Origin of the sequence: Streptomyces sp. NPDC088553, assembly GCF_044752965.1 — a bacterium.
Classification (GTDB): domain Bacteria; phylum Actinomycetota; class Actinomycetes; order Streptomycetales; family Streptomycetaceae; genus Streptomyces.
This window is the reverse complement of record NZ_JBIVMG010000005.1, coordinates 755,883-773,003: the sequence shown is the minus strand read 5'-3', so window position 1 is coordinate 773,003 and position 17,121 is coordinate 755,883. Positions and strand designations below refer to the sequence as shown.

Annotated in this window: 16 protein-coding genes; 9 read left to right on the top strand and 7 right to left on the bottom strand. The window is 73.7% G+C overall.

The annotated features are described in order from the left end of the window. Positions 1-49 precede the first annotated feature (49 nt). From ACIP8Z_RS20425 to ACIP8Z_RS20400, 6 genes are all read right to left on the bottom strand, one after another. Entirely contained in the window at positions 50-325 is a 276-nt protein-coding gene (locus ACIP8Z_RS20425; RefSeq protein ID WP_030324043.1) for a chaplin, read from the bottom strand. 386 nt (positions 326-711) lie between these two features. After that, positions 712-1,188, bottom strand: coding sequence for a hypothetical protein (locus ACIP8Z_RS20420; protein WP_402085231.1), 477 nt, complete (start codon positions 1,186-1,188; stop codon positions 712-714). Between the two features lie 153 nt (positions 1,189-1,341). Next, positions 1,342-2,259, bottom strand: a complete 918-nt coding sequence (locus ACIP8Z_RS20415; RefSeq protein ID WP_402085229.1) for a hypothetical protein — start codon at positions 2,257-2,259, stop codon at positions 1,342-1,344. A gap of 254 nt (positions 2,260-2,513) precedes the next feature. Next, positions 2,514-2,795 (bottom strand): hypothetical protein, encoded by a 282-nt coding sequence (locus ACIP8Z_RS20410; RefSeq protein ID WP_318208931.1) that lies wholly within the window; start codon positions 2,793-2,795, stop codon positions 2,514-2,516. Positions 2,796-3,055: 260 nt separating this feature from the next. After that, positions 3,056-3,958, bottom strand: a complete 903-nt coding sequence (locus tag ACIP8Z_RS20405; RefSeq protein ID WP_402085226.1) for a hypothetical protein — start codon at positions 3,956-3,958, stop codon at positions 3,056-3,058. Between the two features lie 277 nt (positions 3,959-4,235). Continuing rightward, on the bottom strand, positions 4,236-4,475 hold the full coding sequence (locus ACIP8Z_RS20400; RefSeq protein WP_319310255.1) for a chaplin: 240 nt from the start codon (positions 4,473-4,475) through the stop codon (positions 4,236-4,238). A 403-nt stretch (positions 4,476-4,878) separates the two neighbouring features. Between ACIP8Z_RS20400 and ACIP8Z_RS20395 the strand changes: the two genes are divergently transcribed. The 9 genes from ACIP8Z_RS20395 to ACIP8Z_RS20355 are packed head-to-tail and all read left to right on the top strand — an operon-like array spanning position 4,879 to position 15,435. Further along, positions 4,879-5,913 (top strand): DUF3344 domain-containing protein, encoded by a 1,035-nt coding sequence (locus ACIP8Z_RS20395; protein WP_402085223.1) that lies wholly within the window; start codon positions 4,879-4,881, stop codon positions 5,911-5,913. A gap of 1 nt (position 5,914) precedes the next feature. Continuing rightward, complete coding sequence (locus ACIP8Z_RS20390; protein ID WP_402085221.1) at positions 5,915-7,051, top strand: glycosyltransferase; 1,137 nt, start codon at positions 5,915-5,917, stop codon at positions 7,049-7,051. Next, the gene (locus ACIP8Z_RS20385; RefSeq protein ID WP_402085219.1) at positions 7,048-8,496 is read left to right on the top strand and encodes a sugar transferase; all 1,449 of its coding nucleotides are present in this window, start codon (positions 7,048-7,050) and stop codon (positions 8,494-8,496) included. Before ACIP8Z_RS20390 ends, ACIP8Z_RS20385 begins: the two co-directional genes overlap by 4 nt. A gap of 2 nt (positions 8,497-8,498) precedes the next feature. After that, positions 8,499-9,812, top strand: coding sequence for an O-antigen ligase family protein (locus ACIP8Z_RS20380; RefSeq protein WP_402085216.1), 1,314 nt, complete (start codon positions 8,499-8,501; stop codon positions 9,810-9,812). After that, positions 9,805-11,763: a lipid II flippase MurJ gene (locus ACIP8Z_RS20375; protein ID WP_402085213.1), complete on the top strand. Its 1,959-nt coding sequence runs from the start codon at positions 9,805-9,807 to the stop codon at positions 11,761-11,763. The genes ACIP8Z_RS20380 and ACIP8Z_RS20375 overlap by 8 nt, the downstream gene beginning before the upstream one ends. Beyond that, the gene (locus tag ACIP8Z_RS20370; protein WP_402085211.1) at positions 11,660-12,463 is read left to right on the top strand and encodes a polysaccharide deacetylase family protein; all 804 of its coding nucleotides are present in this window, start codon (positions 11,660-11,662) and stop codon (positions 12,461-12,463) included. Before ACIP8Z_RS20375 ends, ACIP8Z_RS20370 begins: the two co-directional genes overlap by 104 nt. Beyond that, positions 12,460-13,593, top strand: a complete 1,134-nt coding sequence (locus tag ACIP8Z_RS20365) for a glycosyltransferase (RefSeq protein ID WP_402085209.1) — start codon at positions 12,460-12,462, stop codon at positions 13,591-13,593. Before ACIP8Z_RS20370 ends, ACIP8Z_RS20365 begins: the two co-directional genes overlap by 4 nt. A 13-nt stretch (positions 13,594-13,606) precedes the next feature. Then, positions 13,607-14,278 (top strand): lipopolysaccharide biosynthesis protein, encoded by a 672-nt coding sequence (locus ACIP8Z_RS20360; protein WP_402085206.1) that lies wholly within the window; start codon positions 13,607-13,609, stop codon positions 14,276-14,278. Beyond that, positions 14,275-15,435 (top strand): GNAT family N-acetyltransferase, encoded by a 1,161-nt coding sequence (locus ACIP8Z_RS20355; protein ID WP_402085204.1) that lies wholly within the window; start codon positions 14,275-14,277, stop codon positions 15,433-15,435. Before ACIP8Z_RS20360 ends, ACIP8Z_RS20355 begins: the two co-directional genes overlap by 4 nt. 25 nt (positions 15,436-15,460) lie before the next feature. Here ACIP8Z_RS20355 and ACIP8Z_RS20350 read toward each other — a convergent pair whose 3' ends face one another. Continuing rightward, positions 15,461-17,098: a glycosyl hydrolase gene (locus tag ACIP8Z_RS20350; protein ID WP_402085202.1), complete on the bottom strand. Its 1,638-nt coding sequence runs from the start codon at positions 17,096-17,098 to the stop codon at positions 15,461-15,463. Positions 17,099-17,121: the final 23 nt, after the last annotated feature.

The window sequence follows — 17,121 nt, the reverse complement described above, 5'->3', positions numbered from 1 at the left end:
GTGTCCCCCCGACCCGGCTGGGTCGGGGGGACACGTGCGTTACGGGGGATCAGCCGCCGTAGCCGCCGTCACCGTTGTCGTGGCCGTCGGCGTTGATGCAGGTGTTGCCGAACGCCGGGTTCAGCAGACCGATGACGTTGACGGTGTTGCCGCAGAGGTTGACCGGGACGTGGACCGGGACCTGGACGACGTTGCCGGAGGCGACACCGGGAGAGTGGGCGGCGACGGCCTCGGCGCCCGAGTCGGCGACGGCCAGGCCGGCTCCGCTGAGGGCAACGGCACCCGTGCCGGCGAGAACAGCGGCAGCCTTCGCGATGCGAGACATCAAGAACTCCTTGGACGTGGAAAGCGACCGCAGGAATCACGGCCGTCATTCCCGTTCAACGCCGCACCACGGGCCGGGTCACGGGCATTGGGCCGAACGGGAAGAAGGAAAACCGAAGAATGGCCCGCGAGCCGAGAACCGTCCGCCGCCGGATACGGCGGGACGGCCTCGGTCCGCGGGCCGCGGCCATGCGACAAGCCTCCTCTTGCAACGAACGAAAGCCCTTACGGTGGCGGGGAAGAATCGTGTCTTCACCCGCCGGGCCGCGGATCGCACAGAAGAACGAAAAAAGGGGGAACAGCCTTTTGCCCCCGCGCCTCGCCGGACCTCCACGGGCCTCGCAGGGCCTCAACGGGTCTCGACGGGGCTCGCAGGGCCTCGACGCGTCAGCGCGCCTCGGGTGCCAGACCGAGCTGGGAGTCCAGCGCGCCGCTCAGCATCGGGGCCAGCAGACCGACCCGGGGCTTCGCGAGGTCCGGAAGGCCCGCGAGACCATTGCCCTCGGGTGCGACCACCGGGTTGCCGACGACGGCGCCCGGGGTGGCCGCCGCCATCTCCGAGTGCGGGGTGGCGAAGAGCGCACGGCCGGGCTCGCTGTCCTTCAGGACCTCGGGCAGCGGGGCTTCCACCACCGTCGCGGGGAGGGTGCCGGTGAGCGGGACGCTGGGCAGCGCCAGGTCGGGCAGCGAGCCGAGGCCCTTCTGGAAGCCGGTGGGTGCGCCGGGCATGGGGACGGGTACGCCGGTGGCCACCGTGGGGGCGTCCATCGGGAGCACCGGGTCGAGCCCCTGGAGGGGGACGATCACCGGCGCCTCGACGGCCGAGGCCGGGGCGGCCAGGGCGGCGGAGGCGATTGCGGTCATGAGGAGTCCCATGCCGGCGTGAGAGCGCAGAGTCATGTTCTGACAACGAGACCTTCGGGCGAACGTCGCCGGAACTCCCCCATGTGCAGCAACGGGCGAGGCCCTCACCGGTGAAGGTGAGGGCCCCGGTTGACGCTCGGCCGGTGGACGGCGTCAGTGGCGGCGGGCGATCCGGCCACCGCGGAGGTACACGACGGTGCCGCCCACGATCAGTGCGGCACTGATCGCGGCCGCGCCCATGAGCGCGGTCTCGCTGCCCGTGTCGGGGAGCTCGGGCGGGGAGGTGGGCGGCCTGGTCGTCGGGTGCGTCGTGGGCTCCTCGCAACCGGGCTCCGGCTCCTCACCCGGCGGGGGCTCCTCGCACTCACCCGGGTGGGTCGGCGGATGCGTCGTCGGCGGGTGGGTCGGGGGGTGCGTGGTGGGAGGCGTCGTCGGGGGATGCGTGGTCGGCGGCGCCGTCGTGGGAGGCGTGGTCGGGGGGTGCGTCGTCGGCGGCGTCGTGGGAGGCGTCGTCGGCGGGTGGGTCGGGGGATGCGTGGTGGGAGGCGTCGTCGGCGGGTGGGTCGGCGGATGCGTCGTCGGCGGCGTGGTGGGGGGATGCGTCGTCGGCGGCGTGGTCGGCGGATGCGTGGGCGGGTGCGTGGGCGGGTGCGTCGTCGGCGGCGTCGTGGGAGGCGTCGTCGGCGGGTGCGTGGGCGGGTGGGTCGGCGGGTGCGTGGGCGGGTGCGTCGGCGGGTGCGTCGGCGGGTGCGTCGGCGGGTGCGTGGGTTCACCCGGATGAGTCGGCTCGCCGGGGTGCGTAGGTTCACCCGGCTCGTCGCCGTAGCCGCCGGGATCCTCCGACTGGTCGCAGAGGTCACCGACGGCCGCGGCGACGAGATCGCCGAGTTCCGTGCTCTTTCCGCAGACGTCCGCAGGGAGCGGGGCCTGGACATGACCGGCATTGCCGGGGCCCGGACCGTCGCCCGTACCGGCGTGGGAGTTCGCGGCCAGGGCGAATCCGCCGCTCAGCGACAGGATGCCGGTCGCTGCCGCCGCGGTGAGTACTTTCCTGCTGATGATGGACCGCATACCGCTCTTCCTCTGGAGAAAGGGAGAGGCCGGCGAGGATCCCCCCTCGCTCCGACCGGCCTGATCCACGCCGACGTTCGCGTGGGACTGGCCAGAGGGTATGGGTCGGCGAACCCCGTGCAACGGGGGCCACACGGCAGCTGATCAGAAAATCATTCGATCAGCCGACCGTGGGGAACGACGGCACCGAGGCCGCCGCAAGTGCCCGGAAAGGCAGGCTTGCTGATATGACGTCAGTCGAGTGACGCGCCAGGTCACCCACCGACCGGCAGGCCACCGGGGACCGGCAGGCCACCGAGGAGCGGAGCGCCCTTGGTGGTGTCGTTCAGCTGGGTGGCGGTGTCCGTGACGGTCTTGACCGGGGAGCCGTCCGTGGTGCTGCTGAGGACGTCCGACTTCAGCCCATTGGCGGCGATCGCTTCGAGGCCACCGTTCAGGCTGGTGGGGGTCAGCGCCTCCGTGGCCATGGCGGGCGCGGCAGCGCCGAGGGCCATCAGCGAACCGGCGACAACCGCGGCGACCTTGGTGGGCTTCATGGAGTGAATCCTTCCTCTGTACCTTCAAGTCACTTACCGCACAGGCGTCTTGGCCGAATCCCGCGCGCTTTGTTCTGCTTCTGTAACGAACGGCGTGCCGCACGGAAACTCCGGAAGGAAGGATTTCTCGACACTGCACCCGATCGATGCGGACCGGTGCTATTTGCCGATCGGGCACCGCCGCGGCCGGGCCGCACCCCGCCGCACACGCCTGTGCCGGCCCGGCGGGACGCCGGGCCGGCACGAGGGCCTGCGGGTGACTACCGGACCGGCAGCGGGGGCGTGACCGGGAGCTCGGGCACGTCGGCCGGCGGGTCGACGGGCAGCTCGGTCGGGTCCACCGGCAGCTCGGGCGCGGTGACCGGGAGCGTGGGCAGCGTGGGCAGTCCGGCCAGGTCGGGAGCGGGCAGGCCGCTGCCGAGGACCGTGGCGACGGCCAGGTTGACCAGCGAGGTCAGGGTCGCCGTGACCTGCGGTACGACTCCGGTGGCGTCGCCGGAGGTGACAGCGGCGAGCAGGGCGGCGACCGCCTTCTCGACCGTGGCGAGGGCGTCGTCGACGACGTCCGCCGGAGCGGCCGCCTTTCCGGCCCACGCGGCCTTCGCGTCGGCCGCGACGGGCAGGGTCACGGGCGGATTCACCGGCAGGGCCGGGGCTTCCACGGGTGGCGTCGCCGGAAGCTCGACGGGGGTCTCCGCGGCAGGCGGCGTGACGGGGAGCTCGGCCGCCGGCGGGGTGGCCGGGAGGTCCGTCGACGGGGGCGTGACCGGGAGGTCGGTCGACGGGGGCGTGACCGGGAGGTCGGTCGAGGGCGGCGTGACCGGCGTGTCCGGCAGCGGGGCCGGCGCGGTGGCCTTGGCCTCCTCGACTGCTGCCGCGATCTTGGCCTTGAGGGTCTCGGCGTCGGCCGCCGGGAGCTGACCGGAGTCGGCCTTGAGCGCGGCCGTGACGAGCTCGGTCACGGGAGTGGTCACCGAGCCGAGGTCTCCGAGCGCCTCGGCCTGGGTCAGCAGGGCGGCGGCACCGGGGAGGGGCGCGCGGGCGGCCCGTTCGGCCGCGGTGGACGGATGGCGTTCGTCGGCCATGGCGGGTCCCGCCGTGCCGAGGGTGATGACGGCGGATATCGCCAGGGCGGTGATGCGGCGTGTAGCCAGGGGACGCATATGTGTTCCTTTTCCTTATGCGTCGGACAACTTCCCTCTCACCGTGCCTGCGGGTATAGCCCTCCGCAACCGCAGAACTACTGAGCGCCACGCCTCCGTTCGAGTGAATCCGCCCCTCGAACATGCCACCCGAAGGGGCGTGCGCCGTTGCACCGACCGGCGCACGAGGATGCCGCCGAACGAGTACCGACCCCATGACGACAAGGAAAAAGCCGGTGCGCCCACCCCGTCGGGAGTGGGCGCACCGGCTTCGGAAGGACCGATCAGGCGTGCCGGATCAGGCGTTGACGCAGGTGTTGCCGAAGGTCGGGTTCAGCGCGCCGATGACGCTGACGGTGTTGCCGCAGAGGTTGACCGGGATGTGCACCGGGACCTGCACGAGGTTGCCGGAGAGGACGCCGGGGGACTTCACGGCCGCGCCCTCGGCGCCGGCGTCGGCGGTGGCGGCACCGGCGGCACCGGCGACCGCGGCGGCGGCACCCACGGTCAGGACAACGGCCTTGGCGATACGGGACATGGGGAAGTGCTCCTCGATCGAAATTCAACGTGGACTGCGCGGACTGTTCGGCCCGGCTCTCTCAACAACGCCTCGGCTTTTCATCGGTTGCTCTCCCGAACGGGTGACGTTCAACCGATCTTTGGGCCATAGGAGGGCCATTGGAGGGACTGGGCGTGGAATGGCGCAACACGCTCAACGAGGAACCTGCCCCGTGGATACGGGAGTTAGCGTTTCCAGGCATCTAATGCTTACTATCGCCCCGCATCGGGGTTATAACGTTCCCGAACGTTGCTTCCGGGCCCGCCGCGCGTTCACCCATTTCGTGCGGACGACACCTTCCCCTCTCCCGGCCTTCGCGGGTCTTCCCCTCCTTCTCTCATCAAAGCGGAGAACCTGTATGCGGAATTCAGCGGTTCTTGCTGTGCGTCGCAGCGTGTTGTGCGCCCTGTCGTGTGCGGCGCTGTCCGCCGCGCTGCCGGCCGCCTCCGCCACGGCCCCCCGGCCCGGGGAGGCGAGCCGCGTCCCGTTCGCCGCGCGCTACCAGGCCGTGCAGCACGGTGGGGTCGTGCGCGCGGCCAACTCCTCGGCGAAGGGCGCGAAGGGCACCGAGTCGGTCAACGACGACGCCACGATCGCCTACGTCGACGTGGACAGCGACCCCAACACGTACAACTCCAGCCGTGCCGAACTCGCCGTTCCCGCGGGCGCCCGGGTCAGCTGGGCCCGCCTCTACTGGGGCGGCAACCTGCGGGTGGGCGAGCAGAAGCCGCCCGAGGACAACGGCCGGGTCCTGATCGCCGAGCCCGGCGGCGCCTACAAGGCGCTGCTCGCGGACACCCTGATCGGCCACCGCACGGCCGGCGGCGCCGACGCCTTCCAGGCCTCCGCCGATGTCACCGAGCTGGTCCGTTCCTCCCGCTCGGGGCAGTGGACGGTCGCTCAGGTCAACGTCGCCATGGGCCGGTCGGCGGTCGGCGGCTGGGGCGGCTGGACGCTCGTCGCCGCGTACGAGAAGGCGTCCGAACCGCTCCGCAGGATCGGTGTCTGGGACGGATTCGAAACGGTCGGACCACGCTCCGGCGAGCTTCGCGTACCGCTCGACGCAAACCGTTACGGCAAGGCCGCGAACGGCAGTCTCGGGGTGATCGCCTATGACGGCGACCGGGGTACTTCCGGTGATTACCTGGCGGTGGAAACGGGTCGCGCGAAGAGCGTCCGGCTCTCCGATTCCGCCAATTCCGCGGACGACGTGATGAACTCCAGCATCACCGAATTCGGCACCGGTCGTACGGTCCGCTCACCCGATGGTACGAACACTCTCGGGTACGACTCCGACGTCTTCGATCTGCGGGGGGCACTGCGCGATGGGGCCGACCGTGTCCACGTCCGGTCGGGGAGCCGGAAGGACACCGTCTGGCTCGGTGCGCTCTTCTTCCAGGCGGACGTCCGGCGCTGACGTGCTGCCTCCACGAGACACGGACCCCGGGTCCGTCACCGTCCTGCACGCGGTCCAGCCCGGTGACGGCGGGGTCGCCCGAGTCGTCATCGACCTCGTCCGCGCCCAGCTGGCCGCCGGCCTGCGGGTCGCGGTCGCCTGCCCACCGGACACCGTCCTCGCCGCCGCCGTGCGCGCCGAGGGGGCCGACACCCATGCCTGGCGGGCCGGCCGGAACCCCGGGCCGCAGCTCGTCCGCGAGACCCGCGGCCTCGCCCGGGTGATCCGTGCCGTCCGCCCCGGACTCGTCCACGCGCACAGCGCGAAGGCCGGGCTGTGCGCCCGACTCGCCCTGCGGGGACGGATTCCGACGGTGTATCAGCCGCACGCCTGGTCCTTCGAGGCGGTCGAGGGAACGACCGCCGCGCTGGCCCGGCGCTGGGAGCGGTTCGGCGCCCGCTGGGCCGACCGGATCCTCTGCGTCAGCGAGGCCGAGCGGCGTACCGGCGAGGCCGCCGGGGTCACGGCGGACTGGTCCGTCGTCCACAACGGTGTGGACGCGGCCCGGTTCGCGACCGGGGGACCGCCCGGCAACCCCGCGCCCACCGTCGTCTGCGTGGGCCGGCTCTGCCGCCAGAAGGGGCAGGACGTGCTGCTCGCCGCCTGGCCCGCCGTCCTCGCGGAGGTGCCCACGGCCCGTCTCGTCCTGGTCGGCGACGGCCCCGACGGCGACCGGCTGCGCGCCGCCGCCGGCCCCTCGGTGCGGTTCACCGGGGCCGTCGACGACACCGTCCCCTGGTACCGGGCCGCCGACGTGGTCGTCCTGCCGTCCCGCTGGGAGGGCATGGCGCTCGCGCCCCTGGAGGCCATGGCCGCCGGCCGGCCGGTCGTCGTCAGCGATGTCGACGGGGCCCGCGAGAGCCTGCCACCCGCCCATGAACCCCTGTGCCTGGTCCCGCCCGAGGACCCGGCCGCGCTCGCCACCGCTCTCGGCCGCCTCCTCGGCAGGCGGGAGCTCCGGCACCGCCTGGGCCGCGAGGCCCACGAGCACGTACTCAGCAGATTCGATGTCCGGCGCACCGGCGCGGCCGTCGCGGATGTCTACCGCGAACTGGCCGGAGTGCGAGGCACCGAGCACAGAGAGCCGATTGCGCAGTGACCACCGAAAGCACCAGCGTCCCTCCCTCACCGGGCCCCTGGCCCACGGCAGGCCGGTCCTTCGGCCTCGCCTCCCTCGCCCCGCGCCGCGACAGGACCGACCGGCTCGCCCTCCCGTACCGCCCCGCGCGGTCGCGGTCCGGCGTGCTGCCGCTCGTCGCGGTCGACGTCCTGGCCGTCCTGGCCGCCGCCACGCCGCTGAGCACGGCGCATCACGACGCCCGGCTGCTGCTACCGGTCGTGGCGCTCATCCTCGTCCTCAACGGGCACGCCGGGCTCCATCGCCCGGCCCCGCACACCCGGGCCCTCGACGAACTGCCCGCGCTCGCCTCCCGCGCCGGCGTCGCCTGGTGTCTGGCGGCGGCCGCGGTGGCCGCGTACTCCCCGGACCTGGCGATCGGACCGCTGCGGCTCTGCGCCGCGTACGCCACGCACGTCGGCGTCGTGCTCCTGGTCCGCGCGCTGCTGCTCACCCGGCGGCGCCGGATCGCCCGCGCCCATCCCCGGTCGGCGCTGGTCGTCGGCGGGGCGGGGGCCGCGCGCCGGTTCGCCGCCGCGGCCGCCCAGCATCCCGAGTACGGGGTGCGGCCGGTCGGCATCGTCGGCGTGCCCGAGCAGGGCCGTACGCCCCGGCCGGGCGGCGAGACCGGGCTTCCGGTGCTCACCACGACCGAGGAGATCCACCGGGCCGTCATCCAGAACACCGTGCGCGACGCGGTGTTCCTCGACGACGACCCCGGGCTCGTGACCCTGTTCCAGCACTACGGCTGCACGACCTGGCGGGTCGGCGGACGGCACCAGGACGGGCCGATGGGCGCGCACATGTGGGGGTACGCCTGGCAGCGCGTCGCCCCGCCGGTCGAGCGGCGCGCTCTGCCCGCCAAGCGCGCACTCGACATCGCGCTCGCCGCGCCCGCGCTGGCGCTCGCGCTGCCGGTGCTGCTGCTCTGCGCGCTCGCCGTGCGGCTCTCGGACGGTCCCGGGGTGCTGTTCCGGCAGGAGCGGGTGGGCCGGCACGGGCGGCACTTCACGCTGCTCAAGTTCCGTACACTCCGCCCCTCCGACGACACCGAGTCGGCGACCCGCTGGAACGTGGCGGGCGACCGGCGGATGAGCGCGGCCGGGAACTTCCTGCGGAAGAGCTCGCTCGACGAGCTGCCGCAGCTGTGGAACGTGCTGCGCGGCGACATGAGCCTGGTCGGGCCGCGGCCCGAACGCCCGTACTTCGTCACCCAGTTCAGCAAGATCCATGCCGGATACGCGGCCCGGCACCGGATGCCCGTGGGGCTGACCGGTCTGGCTCAGGTGCACGGACTGCGCGGCGACACCTCGATCGAGGACCGCTGCCGCTTCGACAACCACTACATCGACCACTGGTCGCTCTGGCAGGACGTCTGCATCCTGCTGCGCACGGCGGCCGGACTCGTCCGACCCACGGGGAGCTGAGGATGGCCACGGCCGTGACGGTGCCGGCGCTCGCCCCGGACGACGTACGGGACTGGGCGCGCAGGGCCGGGGCGCTCTCCCCGGTCCTCGCCGTGATCGCGCTGCTGCTCGTCCCGGGCGGCGGCGGCGCGCAGGGCGGCACCGGCGGTACGGGGACGGTCGCCGACGCGGCCTCCGGGCTGCTCGTCCTGATCTGTCTCGTCCGGGTGCTGCGCGGCGGCGCCCGGCCGCTGACCCGGACGGCGGCCGTCGTCCTGGGTCTGCCGGTCCTCGGGATCTGTCTCGCGGCGATCACCTCGAACGACCCGGCGGCGAGCCTGCCGGGCGTCGCCCGGTACGTACAGATCTTCGTGCTCGTCCCGGCCGCCGTGCTCCTGATGATCCGTGACCGGCGGGACTTCGCCGTGGTCGCCTGGGGTCTGGTCGGGCTCGCGCTGCTCCAGGGCGCGGTCGGCGTCGCCCAGTACCTGACCGGCACCGGTGCCTCGTACATGGGTGAGGACATCCGGGCCGTCGGCACCTTCGGGCCGACCGATGTGATGGGCATGGCGACCGTCGTGTCGTACGGGCTGGTCGTCGTCACCGGGATCGCGCTCGGCAGCGGCCCCGGCCGGACCCGGACGGCCGCGCTCGTCTGCGCCGGACTGCTGTTCGTGCCGCTGGTGCTGTCGTTCAGCCGGGGCGCGTGGATCGCGACCGTGCTGGCCTGCGGGATCCAGCTGCTGCTGTCGGGGCCCCGGCGGGCCGCGCGCGTGGCGCTCGCCGCCGGCGCGCTCGGGGTGGTCCTGGTCGGCGGGCTCGGCATCGGCTCGGCGATGGTGAAGGAGCGGGTCGCCAGCATCACGCAGGTGGCGGCCGCGCCGGACCAGTCGGTGACGGACCGGTACACGATGTGGGCGGCGGCCGGGCGGATGTGGGCCTCGGAGCCGGTCACCGGCGTCGGTCTCAAGGGCTTCCCGCAGTACCGCGACTCGAACGCCTCCCTCGCCCTGTCCTCCGGCAGCGACACGGCCGGCGCGGGCGCCGCCTTCGCGCGCCAGCCGCTGCTGTCCCCGCACAACATGTACCTCCTGGTCCTCAGCGAGCAGGGCCTGTTCGGGCTGCTCGCCCTCGCGGGCAGCTGGGTGGTGCTGCTCGTCGGCGCGCTGCGGCGGCGCCGCCTCGGCGCGGACTGCGCGCTCGTCGCGACGGGCCTGCTCGGGTGGCAGCTCATCGACTTCTTCTACGCGGACATCGGCGGCCCCTCGACGGTCCTGATGTCGGTCGTGCTGGGCCTCGCGGCCTGGTGGGCCCTCGCGGAGGTCCGGCGTGCGTGACCCGTGGGCCGGGGAACCGGAGCCCACGGACACCCCGCGGGCCGGTGAACCACGCCCCACGGGCGGACCGCCCTGCGGCACCCCGCTGACCGATCCCTGGCCGACCGCGCCTCCGGGCCCCACGGACTCCCCGTGGCCCTCGGAGGCCGTCGTGCTGCCGGGGACGGGAACCGTCCTTCCACCCACCCCCCGCGCCGCCGCCCCCCTCGCCGTTCCTCCCCGCACCCCCTCCCCCCGGCCCACCGGCCGCCGCGCCCACGCGCGCGGCCGGACGGCCAGGACCGGCGCGCCCGAGGGCCGGGGATTCCTCGCGAAGGCCGCCGCCGTGACCGCCGGGCTCACCGCGGTCGGGGCGCTGCTCGGGCTCGTACGGGACCAGATCCTGGCCGGGTACTTCGGGGCCGGCGCCGAGACGGACGCGTTCCTGGTGGCGTGGACGGTGCCGGAGTTCGCCTCGACGCTGCTGATCGAGGACGCCATGGCGCTGATCCTGGTGCCCGCCTTCTCCCGCGCCCTGGCCCGCCGTTCGAGCGGCCTGTTCGGCGATCCCGTGCGCGCCCTCGTGCGCGGCACCCTCCCCCGGCTCACCCTCGCCGCCGGTGTCGTCGCCGCGGTCCTGGTCGCCGCCGCCCCGCTGATCGTCGGCGTGCTCGCGCCCGGACTGCCCGACCCCGGGCTCGCGATCGACTGCACGCGGCTGACCGGGACCTGCGTCCTGACCTTCGCCCTGGTCGGCTACTGCTCGGCGGCGCTCCGCGCGCACGGTTCGTTCCTCCCCCCAGCCACCATCTACGTGGCGTACAACGCCGGCATCATCGGCACCATCCTGCTGCTCCGCGAGCCCTGGGGGGTGCGCTCGGCCGCGGCCGGGGTCGCCGTCGGCGGGCTCCTGATGGTCCTCGTCCAGGCCCCCTCACTCATCCGGGAGCTGCGCGCCCGCCCCGTACCCCTGCGGGAGCCCGAGGCGCTCACGCCGCCCTCCACCGGTGAGGGCCGCATCCTGGTCCTCGGCCTGATCGCGCCCGTCGTCGCGTTCTCGCTGTCCCGCCAGTCCCAGACGCTGATCGAACGCTTCCTCGCCTCACCGCTGCCGGCCGGCGCCATCTCGCATCTGAACTACGCGCAGAAGGTCGCGCAGATGCCGATGATCCTCTCCCTGATGCTGTGCACGGTCAGCTTCCCCGTGGTCGCCCGCGCCCTCGCGGCGGGCGAGACGGAGGCGGCCCGCCGCCGCGTCGAGCGGGACCTGCTGCTCGCCGCCGTCGTCGTCCTCGTCGGCGCCTCGACGGTGATCGCGGCCGCGCCGCGGATCGTCGAGCTGCTCTTCGAGCGCGGCGAGTTCACCCGTACCGACACCGTCGCCACCGCCGCCGTCATGCGGGTCTACGCACTCGGGCTGCTCGGCCAGACGATGGTGGGCGCCCTGGTCCGCTGCTACTTCTCCGCCGCGCGCCCGCTCTGGTACCCGGCCGCCGCGATGGCCGCCGGGCTCGTCACCACCGCCGCCGCCGGTGTCCCCGGCGCCCACTACTGGGGCGCCGTCGGCATCGCCGCCGCCAACGCCCTCGGCATCACCCTGACCGCGGTCCTGCTGCTGCGCGGCGCGCACCGGCAGGCCGTACCGGTCCACGTCGACCGGCTCGGCGAGGGGCTGCTCCGGCTCGCCACCGCGGGCGCGTGGGCCACCGGCGCCGGCTGGCTGTGCTCGCTGGCCATCGGCCCCGCCGCCCTCGCGGTCGCGGTGGCGGGCCTGGTCGTGGCCGGCGTCTTCCTGATCTTCATCGCCTGCGCCTCCAAGGCGCCCGAGATTCCGCCCCTGCCCCGCTCCGCCTCCCGGAGGACCCCCCATGCCCGCCGCCACCGCGCTGAGCCGTCTGCTGCCGAAGCCGCCCCTGTGGATGAAGCCGCCCCCGTGGGTGGCGATGTACCACTCGATCACGGACCCCGCTGACGATCCGTACCGGGTGACCGTCTCCCCCGTGCGCTTCGCCCGGCAGCTGCACTGGCTGGGCGACCGTGGACTGCGCGGGGTGTCGGTCCGGGAGCTGCTCGCCGCCACCGCGGAGGGGCGCGCCAAGGGGCTCGTGGGCCTGACCTTCGACGACGGCTACGCGGACTTCCTCGACTCGGCGCTGCCGCTGCTCCGCCGGCACGGCTTCACCGCGACGGTGTACGTCCTGCCGGGGCGGTTCGGCGGCGAGAACACCTGGGACGCGGAGGGTCCGCGCAAGCCGCTGCTCACCGAGGACGGCATCCGGCGGATCGCCGAGTCCGGCATGGAGATCGGCTCGCACGGGCTCACGCACGTCGCGCTCACCGAGGCCGACGACACGGAGCTCGCCGCCCAGACCCGGCAGAGCCGCGCGCTCCTGGAGGAGCTGACCGGCACCACCGTCGAGGGCTTCTGCTACCCGTACGGGAAGGTCGACCCGCGCGTGATCCACGCCGTGCGCAGGGCGGGCTACCGCTACGGGTGCGCGATCGACCCGGGCCCGCACACCGGCACGTACGCCCTGCCCCGGGTCCACATCGGCGAGGACGACACCTCGTGGCGGCTCACCGCCAAGCGCCTCCTGCACCCGCTGCGCCGCCGTCACCCGGCCGACCTGATCCCCGCCCGGTACGGCCCCGCCGTGGTCGGTGCGTCATGAAGGTCCTGCACATCATCACCGGGCTCGGCATCGGCGGCGCCGAGCAGCAGCTGCGGCTCCTGCTCCGCCATCTGCCGGTGCGGAGCGGTGTGGTCACGCTCACCAACCCCGGCGCCGTCGCCGCCGGCATCGAGTCCGACGGCACCCCCGTCACCCATCTGGGCATGGTGGGCAACCGTGACATCGGCGCGCTCCCCCGCCTCGCCCGGATCGTCCGGCAGGGCCGCTACGACCTCGTCCACACCCACCTCTACCGGGCCTGCGTGTACGGCAGGACGGCGGCCCGGCTCGCCGGCGTGCGACGCGTCATCGCCACCGAACACTCCCTCGGCGAGACCCAGATCGAAGGCCGGCCGCTGTCGGCGGGCACCCGCGCGCTGTACCTCGCGTCCGAGCGGCTCGGCACCTCCACGGTCGCCGTCTCCCCCAGCGTCGCCCGCCGGCTCGCCGACTGGGGGGTGCCGCCGGACCGCATCCGGATCGTCCCCAACGGCATCGAGACCGACCGCTTCGCCTTCGACGCCCGCGCCCGCCGCCACGCCCGAGACGTCCTCGGGCTCCCCGAGGACGCCTATGTCGTCGGCGGGGTGGGGCGGCTCACGCCCGGGAAGCGGTTCGAGCGGCTCGTCCGGGCCGTGGCGTCGATCCCGGACGTCCGGCTGCTCCTCGTCGGCGAGGGCGAGCAGCGCGCGGAACTCCTCCGGGTGGCCCGCGAGTGCGGCGCCGCAGACCGGGTCCTGCTCGCCGGGGCCTGCGAGGACCCGCCGAGCACCGACCGGCCCGGGCCCTCGCTGCCCGGACTCCTCGCCGCCATGGACGTCTTCGTGTCCACCTCTCCCGACGAGACCTTCGGGCTCGCCGTCGTCGAGGCCCTCGCCTCCGGACTGCCCGTCCTGTACGTGGCCTGCCCGGCCGTCGAGGACCTGGCATCGCAGGCGGCACCGGGCGCCCGCCGGATCGGCGAGTCCGTCCCCGAACTGACCTCCGCCCTGCGCGGCATCCGCGACGCCCGGCCGGCCCGTTTCCCGCTGCCGGCCGCCGCCCGCCGCTACGACATCGCGCACAGCGCACAGCAGTTGATGTCCCTCTACGACCAGGCCGTCCACGGCACCCCCTCCCCCGCGAAGTGAGAGAGCCCGTCCCATGAACACCACCCCACGCCGCACCTTCCTCCCCGCCGGTCTGCGCACACCGGGCCGCTGGGCGGTCCTGCCCGCCGCCGTCCTCGCCGGAGCCGTCCTCGGCGGCGGTTACGGAGCCCTCAAGACCCCGCAGTACGCGGCGACGAGCTACGTCATCGTCGTACCGGCCGAGAAGTCCGACCCGGCCGCCGCGCTCGGCTTCGCCCAGGCCTACGGGCGGGTCGCCACCGACATCGCGGTGACCGGCGACGCCCAGGTGTGGGCGGGGGTCAGCGCCGACACCCTGCGCAGGAGCGTGCAGGCCGCGACCTCCCCGGACGCGCCGATGATCTCCATCACCGCCAAGGCCGAGAAGCCGGCGAAGGCCGTCTCCATGGCCGACGGCGTGGCCCGCGCGCTCGTCCTCAACAGCACCCACGTCGCGGGCAGCACGGGCGTGAAGGTCGTGCAGTTCTCCCGAGCGACCAAGCCGGTCGCACCCGTCTCGCCCTCCGCGCCGCTCTCCGCGCTCGTCGGCGGCTGTGCGGGCGGGCTCCTCGGCGGCCTCGCCCTCCTGGTCCGGCCGAAGCGCGCCGCCGCGCGCGGCGAGGCCCGGCACTCCCGGCAGGCGGCGGCCACGTCCGCAGCCGTGCCCGCTCCGGCCGCAGCCGCGCACCAGCCGGAGGCGGTGTGAGTCCGAGAGCGACGGGCGCCGGACCGGCCCTGCGGACGGAGGTCTGCCGTGACGAGGAGGGCTTCGGGCGGCTGGCGGCCGAGTGGACGGCGCTGTACGGACGCTGTTCCACCGCCACCCCCTTCCAGTCCCACGCCTGGCTGCACTCCTGGTGGCTCTCGTACGGCAGGCCCGGTGCGCTGCGGCTGGTGCTCGTACGGCGGGAGGACGGAGAGCTCGTCGCCGCCGCGCCCCTGATGCGCGCCCGGGGCCCGCTGCCCGTCCTCACCCAGCTCGGCGGCTCGATCACCGACTTCACGGACGTGCTCCTCGACGACGGCTGCCCCGAGGCGGCGCCCGCGCTGGCCGGGGCGCTCGCCCGGACCGCCCGGGGCGCGGTGATCGACCTGCGGGAGGTACGGCCGGGGGCGGCCAGCGAACGGGTCCTCGTCCACTGGCGGGGTCCACGCCGGCGAATGCCCGACTCGCTGTGCCTGGAGCTGCCCGCCGTCCCCATGGAGGGGCTCCTCGCCCGCATCCCGTCCGGGAAGGCCCAGCGGGTCCGCGCCAAGCTGCGCAAGCTCGACGCCCTCGGCATCGACACGCACGTGGTCACCGGGTCCGAGGTGCCCGCCGCCCTCGACCGGCTCCTGAGGCTCCATCAGCTCCAGTGGCAGGGGCGGGGCGTCACCGCCGAGCACACCAGCGAGCGGTTCGCCCAGCACCTCACCCGGGCCGTGCGGCCGATGGTGGAGCGCGGGGACGCGATGGTGACCGAGTTCCGGCTGGCCGGGGACGTGGTGGCCGCCGACCTGACCCTGATGTCGCCGCGGCTCGCCGGCGGCTATCTGTACGGCGCCGACCCGGCCCTGCGGGCCCGCAAGGTCGACGTCGCGACGATGCTGCTCCGGCACGGCGCCGGGGAGACGAGCGCGGGCGGCCGGGCCACGCTGAGCATGCTGCGGGGCACCGAGGCGTACAAGCACCACTGGCGGCCCGAGACCGTCGGCAACCAGCGGCTCATGCTCACCGGACGGGGTACGGCCCCGCTGCTCTGGCTCCGCGCGGCCGCCGCCGGCGCGCGCCGCTGGGCGGCCCGGCAGGCGCGGGAGCGCGCCTGGGTGGGCCGTGCGCTCGGCCGGCTCACCGGACGCACGCCGAACGACGGCGGCGGATGAGCTCCGCCGCCGCCGCGGGGGGGGGTCAGAAGGGCCAGACGCCCTTCAGCGCGTCCTTCCAGTCGAGGTCGACCTCGTCCTTCCAGGAGTCCTTGGGGACACAGACCGGCCCACCGATCCAGCTCTCGACCCATGAACCGAGGTTCACGGTCCAGCAGGCGGGCTTGGGCTCGGGTTGCGGCTCGGGCTTGGGTTCCGGCTTCGGCTCGGGCTTCGGTTCCGGCTTGGGTTCCGGCTTCGGCTCGGGCTTGGGCTCGGGCTTGGGTTCCGGCTTCGGCTCAGGCTTCGGCTCAGGCTTGGGCTCGGGCTTCGGTTCCGGCTTGGGTTCCGGCTTCGGCTCGGGCTTCGGTTCCGGCTTCGGCTCAGGCTTGGGTTCCGGCTTCGGCTCAGGCTTCGGTTCCGGCTTCGGCTCGGGCTTCGGTTCCGGCTTCGGTTCCGGCTTCGGCTCGGGCTTCGGTTCCGGCTTCGGCTCGGGCTTCGGCTCGGGAATCGTCGGGTCCACGGGGTCCGTGGGACCCGTGGGATCGGTCGGGCCCGTGGGATCGGTCGGCTCCACGGGGTCCGTCGGGTCCACGGGGTCCGTCGGCCACGTCGGGTCCACCGGATCCGTCGGGTCCACCGGGTCCGTGGGATCCGTCGGCTGGGTCGGGAGTTCCGGCTCGGTGCCGTACATCATCTGACGGAACATCTGCGACGACCGCGGATTGTCGTCGCACTGCCAGACGCCGTGCGGGCAGTAATCGGTGATCGTGTGATACAGCGGCTTGTGCTGCTTCATCCAGTCCAGCATGCGCCGCATGTATTCGGGGTTGTCGCCGTTGCGGAAGAGCCCCCATTCGGGATAGGAGATCTGCTTTCCGTGCTCGGCGGCGAAGTCGATCTGCTTCTGCAGTCCGTACGGTTCGCTGACGTGCTGCTCGAAACTCGAACCCGGAGGCTGGTCGTACGAATCCATCCCGATGATGTCGACGACGTCGTCGCCCGGGTAGCACTCGGTCCACGGAACGGCGTCACGGCCGCGGCTCGGGTTGAAGTCGAAGCGGAACTCCTGGCCGGGGACGGAACGCATCGCGGTGACGATCCGGTTCCAGTACTTCTTCCACGCGGTCGGGTCGGGCGCACAGCGGTGGGTGTACGTCGTCCCGTTCATCTCCCAGCCGAGGACGACGACCGTGTCGGCCGCCCGCAGCCGGACGAGCCGCTCGGCGAGGGCCGTGAAGTGGTGGTCGTAGTAGCCGGCGGCGCCGAGCTGGAGCTGGCGGCGGACCTCGGCGTCGGAGACGCCGGCCTCGTTGCGCTCCAGCATGGGGACGTTGAGGACGAACAGGCGGTCTGCCTTCTCGTTGCGCCAGTCCGCCCAGGCGTCGAGGAAGCCGGGCGGACCCTCGATGTTCTTCCAGAGGTCGCCGGGGAGGTAGGTGTGGCCGACGCGGAGTTCGCGTCCGCCGAGCCACTGCTCCAGCTGCTCGATGCGGGCGACCCCGAGCGCGCCCGAGTCGAGGAAGGCTCCCATGGCGCTGGAGAGAGTCGGTCCGGGGTCTTTCGTCGTTACTGGTTCGGAGGCGTGCGCGGGGGACGAGAGCACGACTGAGCCAGAGGCGAGGAGACCGGCGGTGAACACCCCCAGCCACACTCTCGATGATCGCCGATGTGTAGCCGCCATGGCCGCTCCTTCGCGTCGTACGC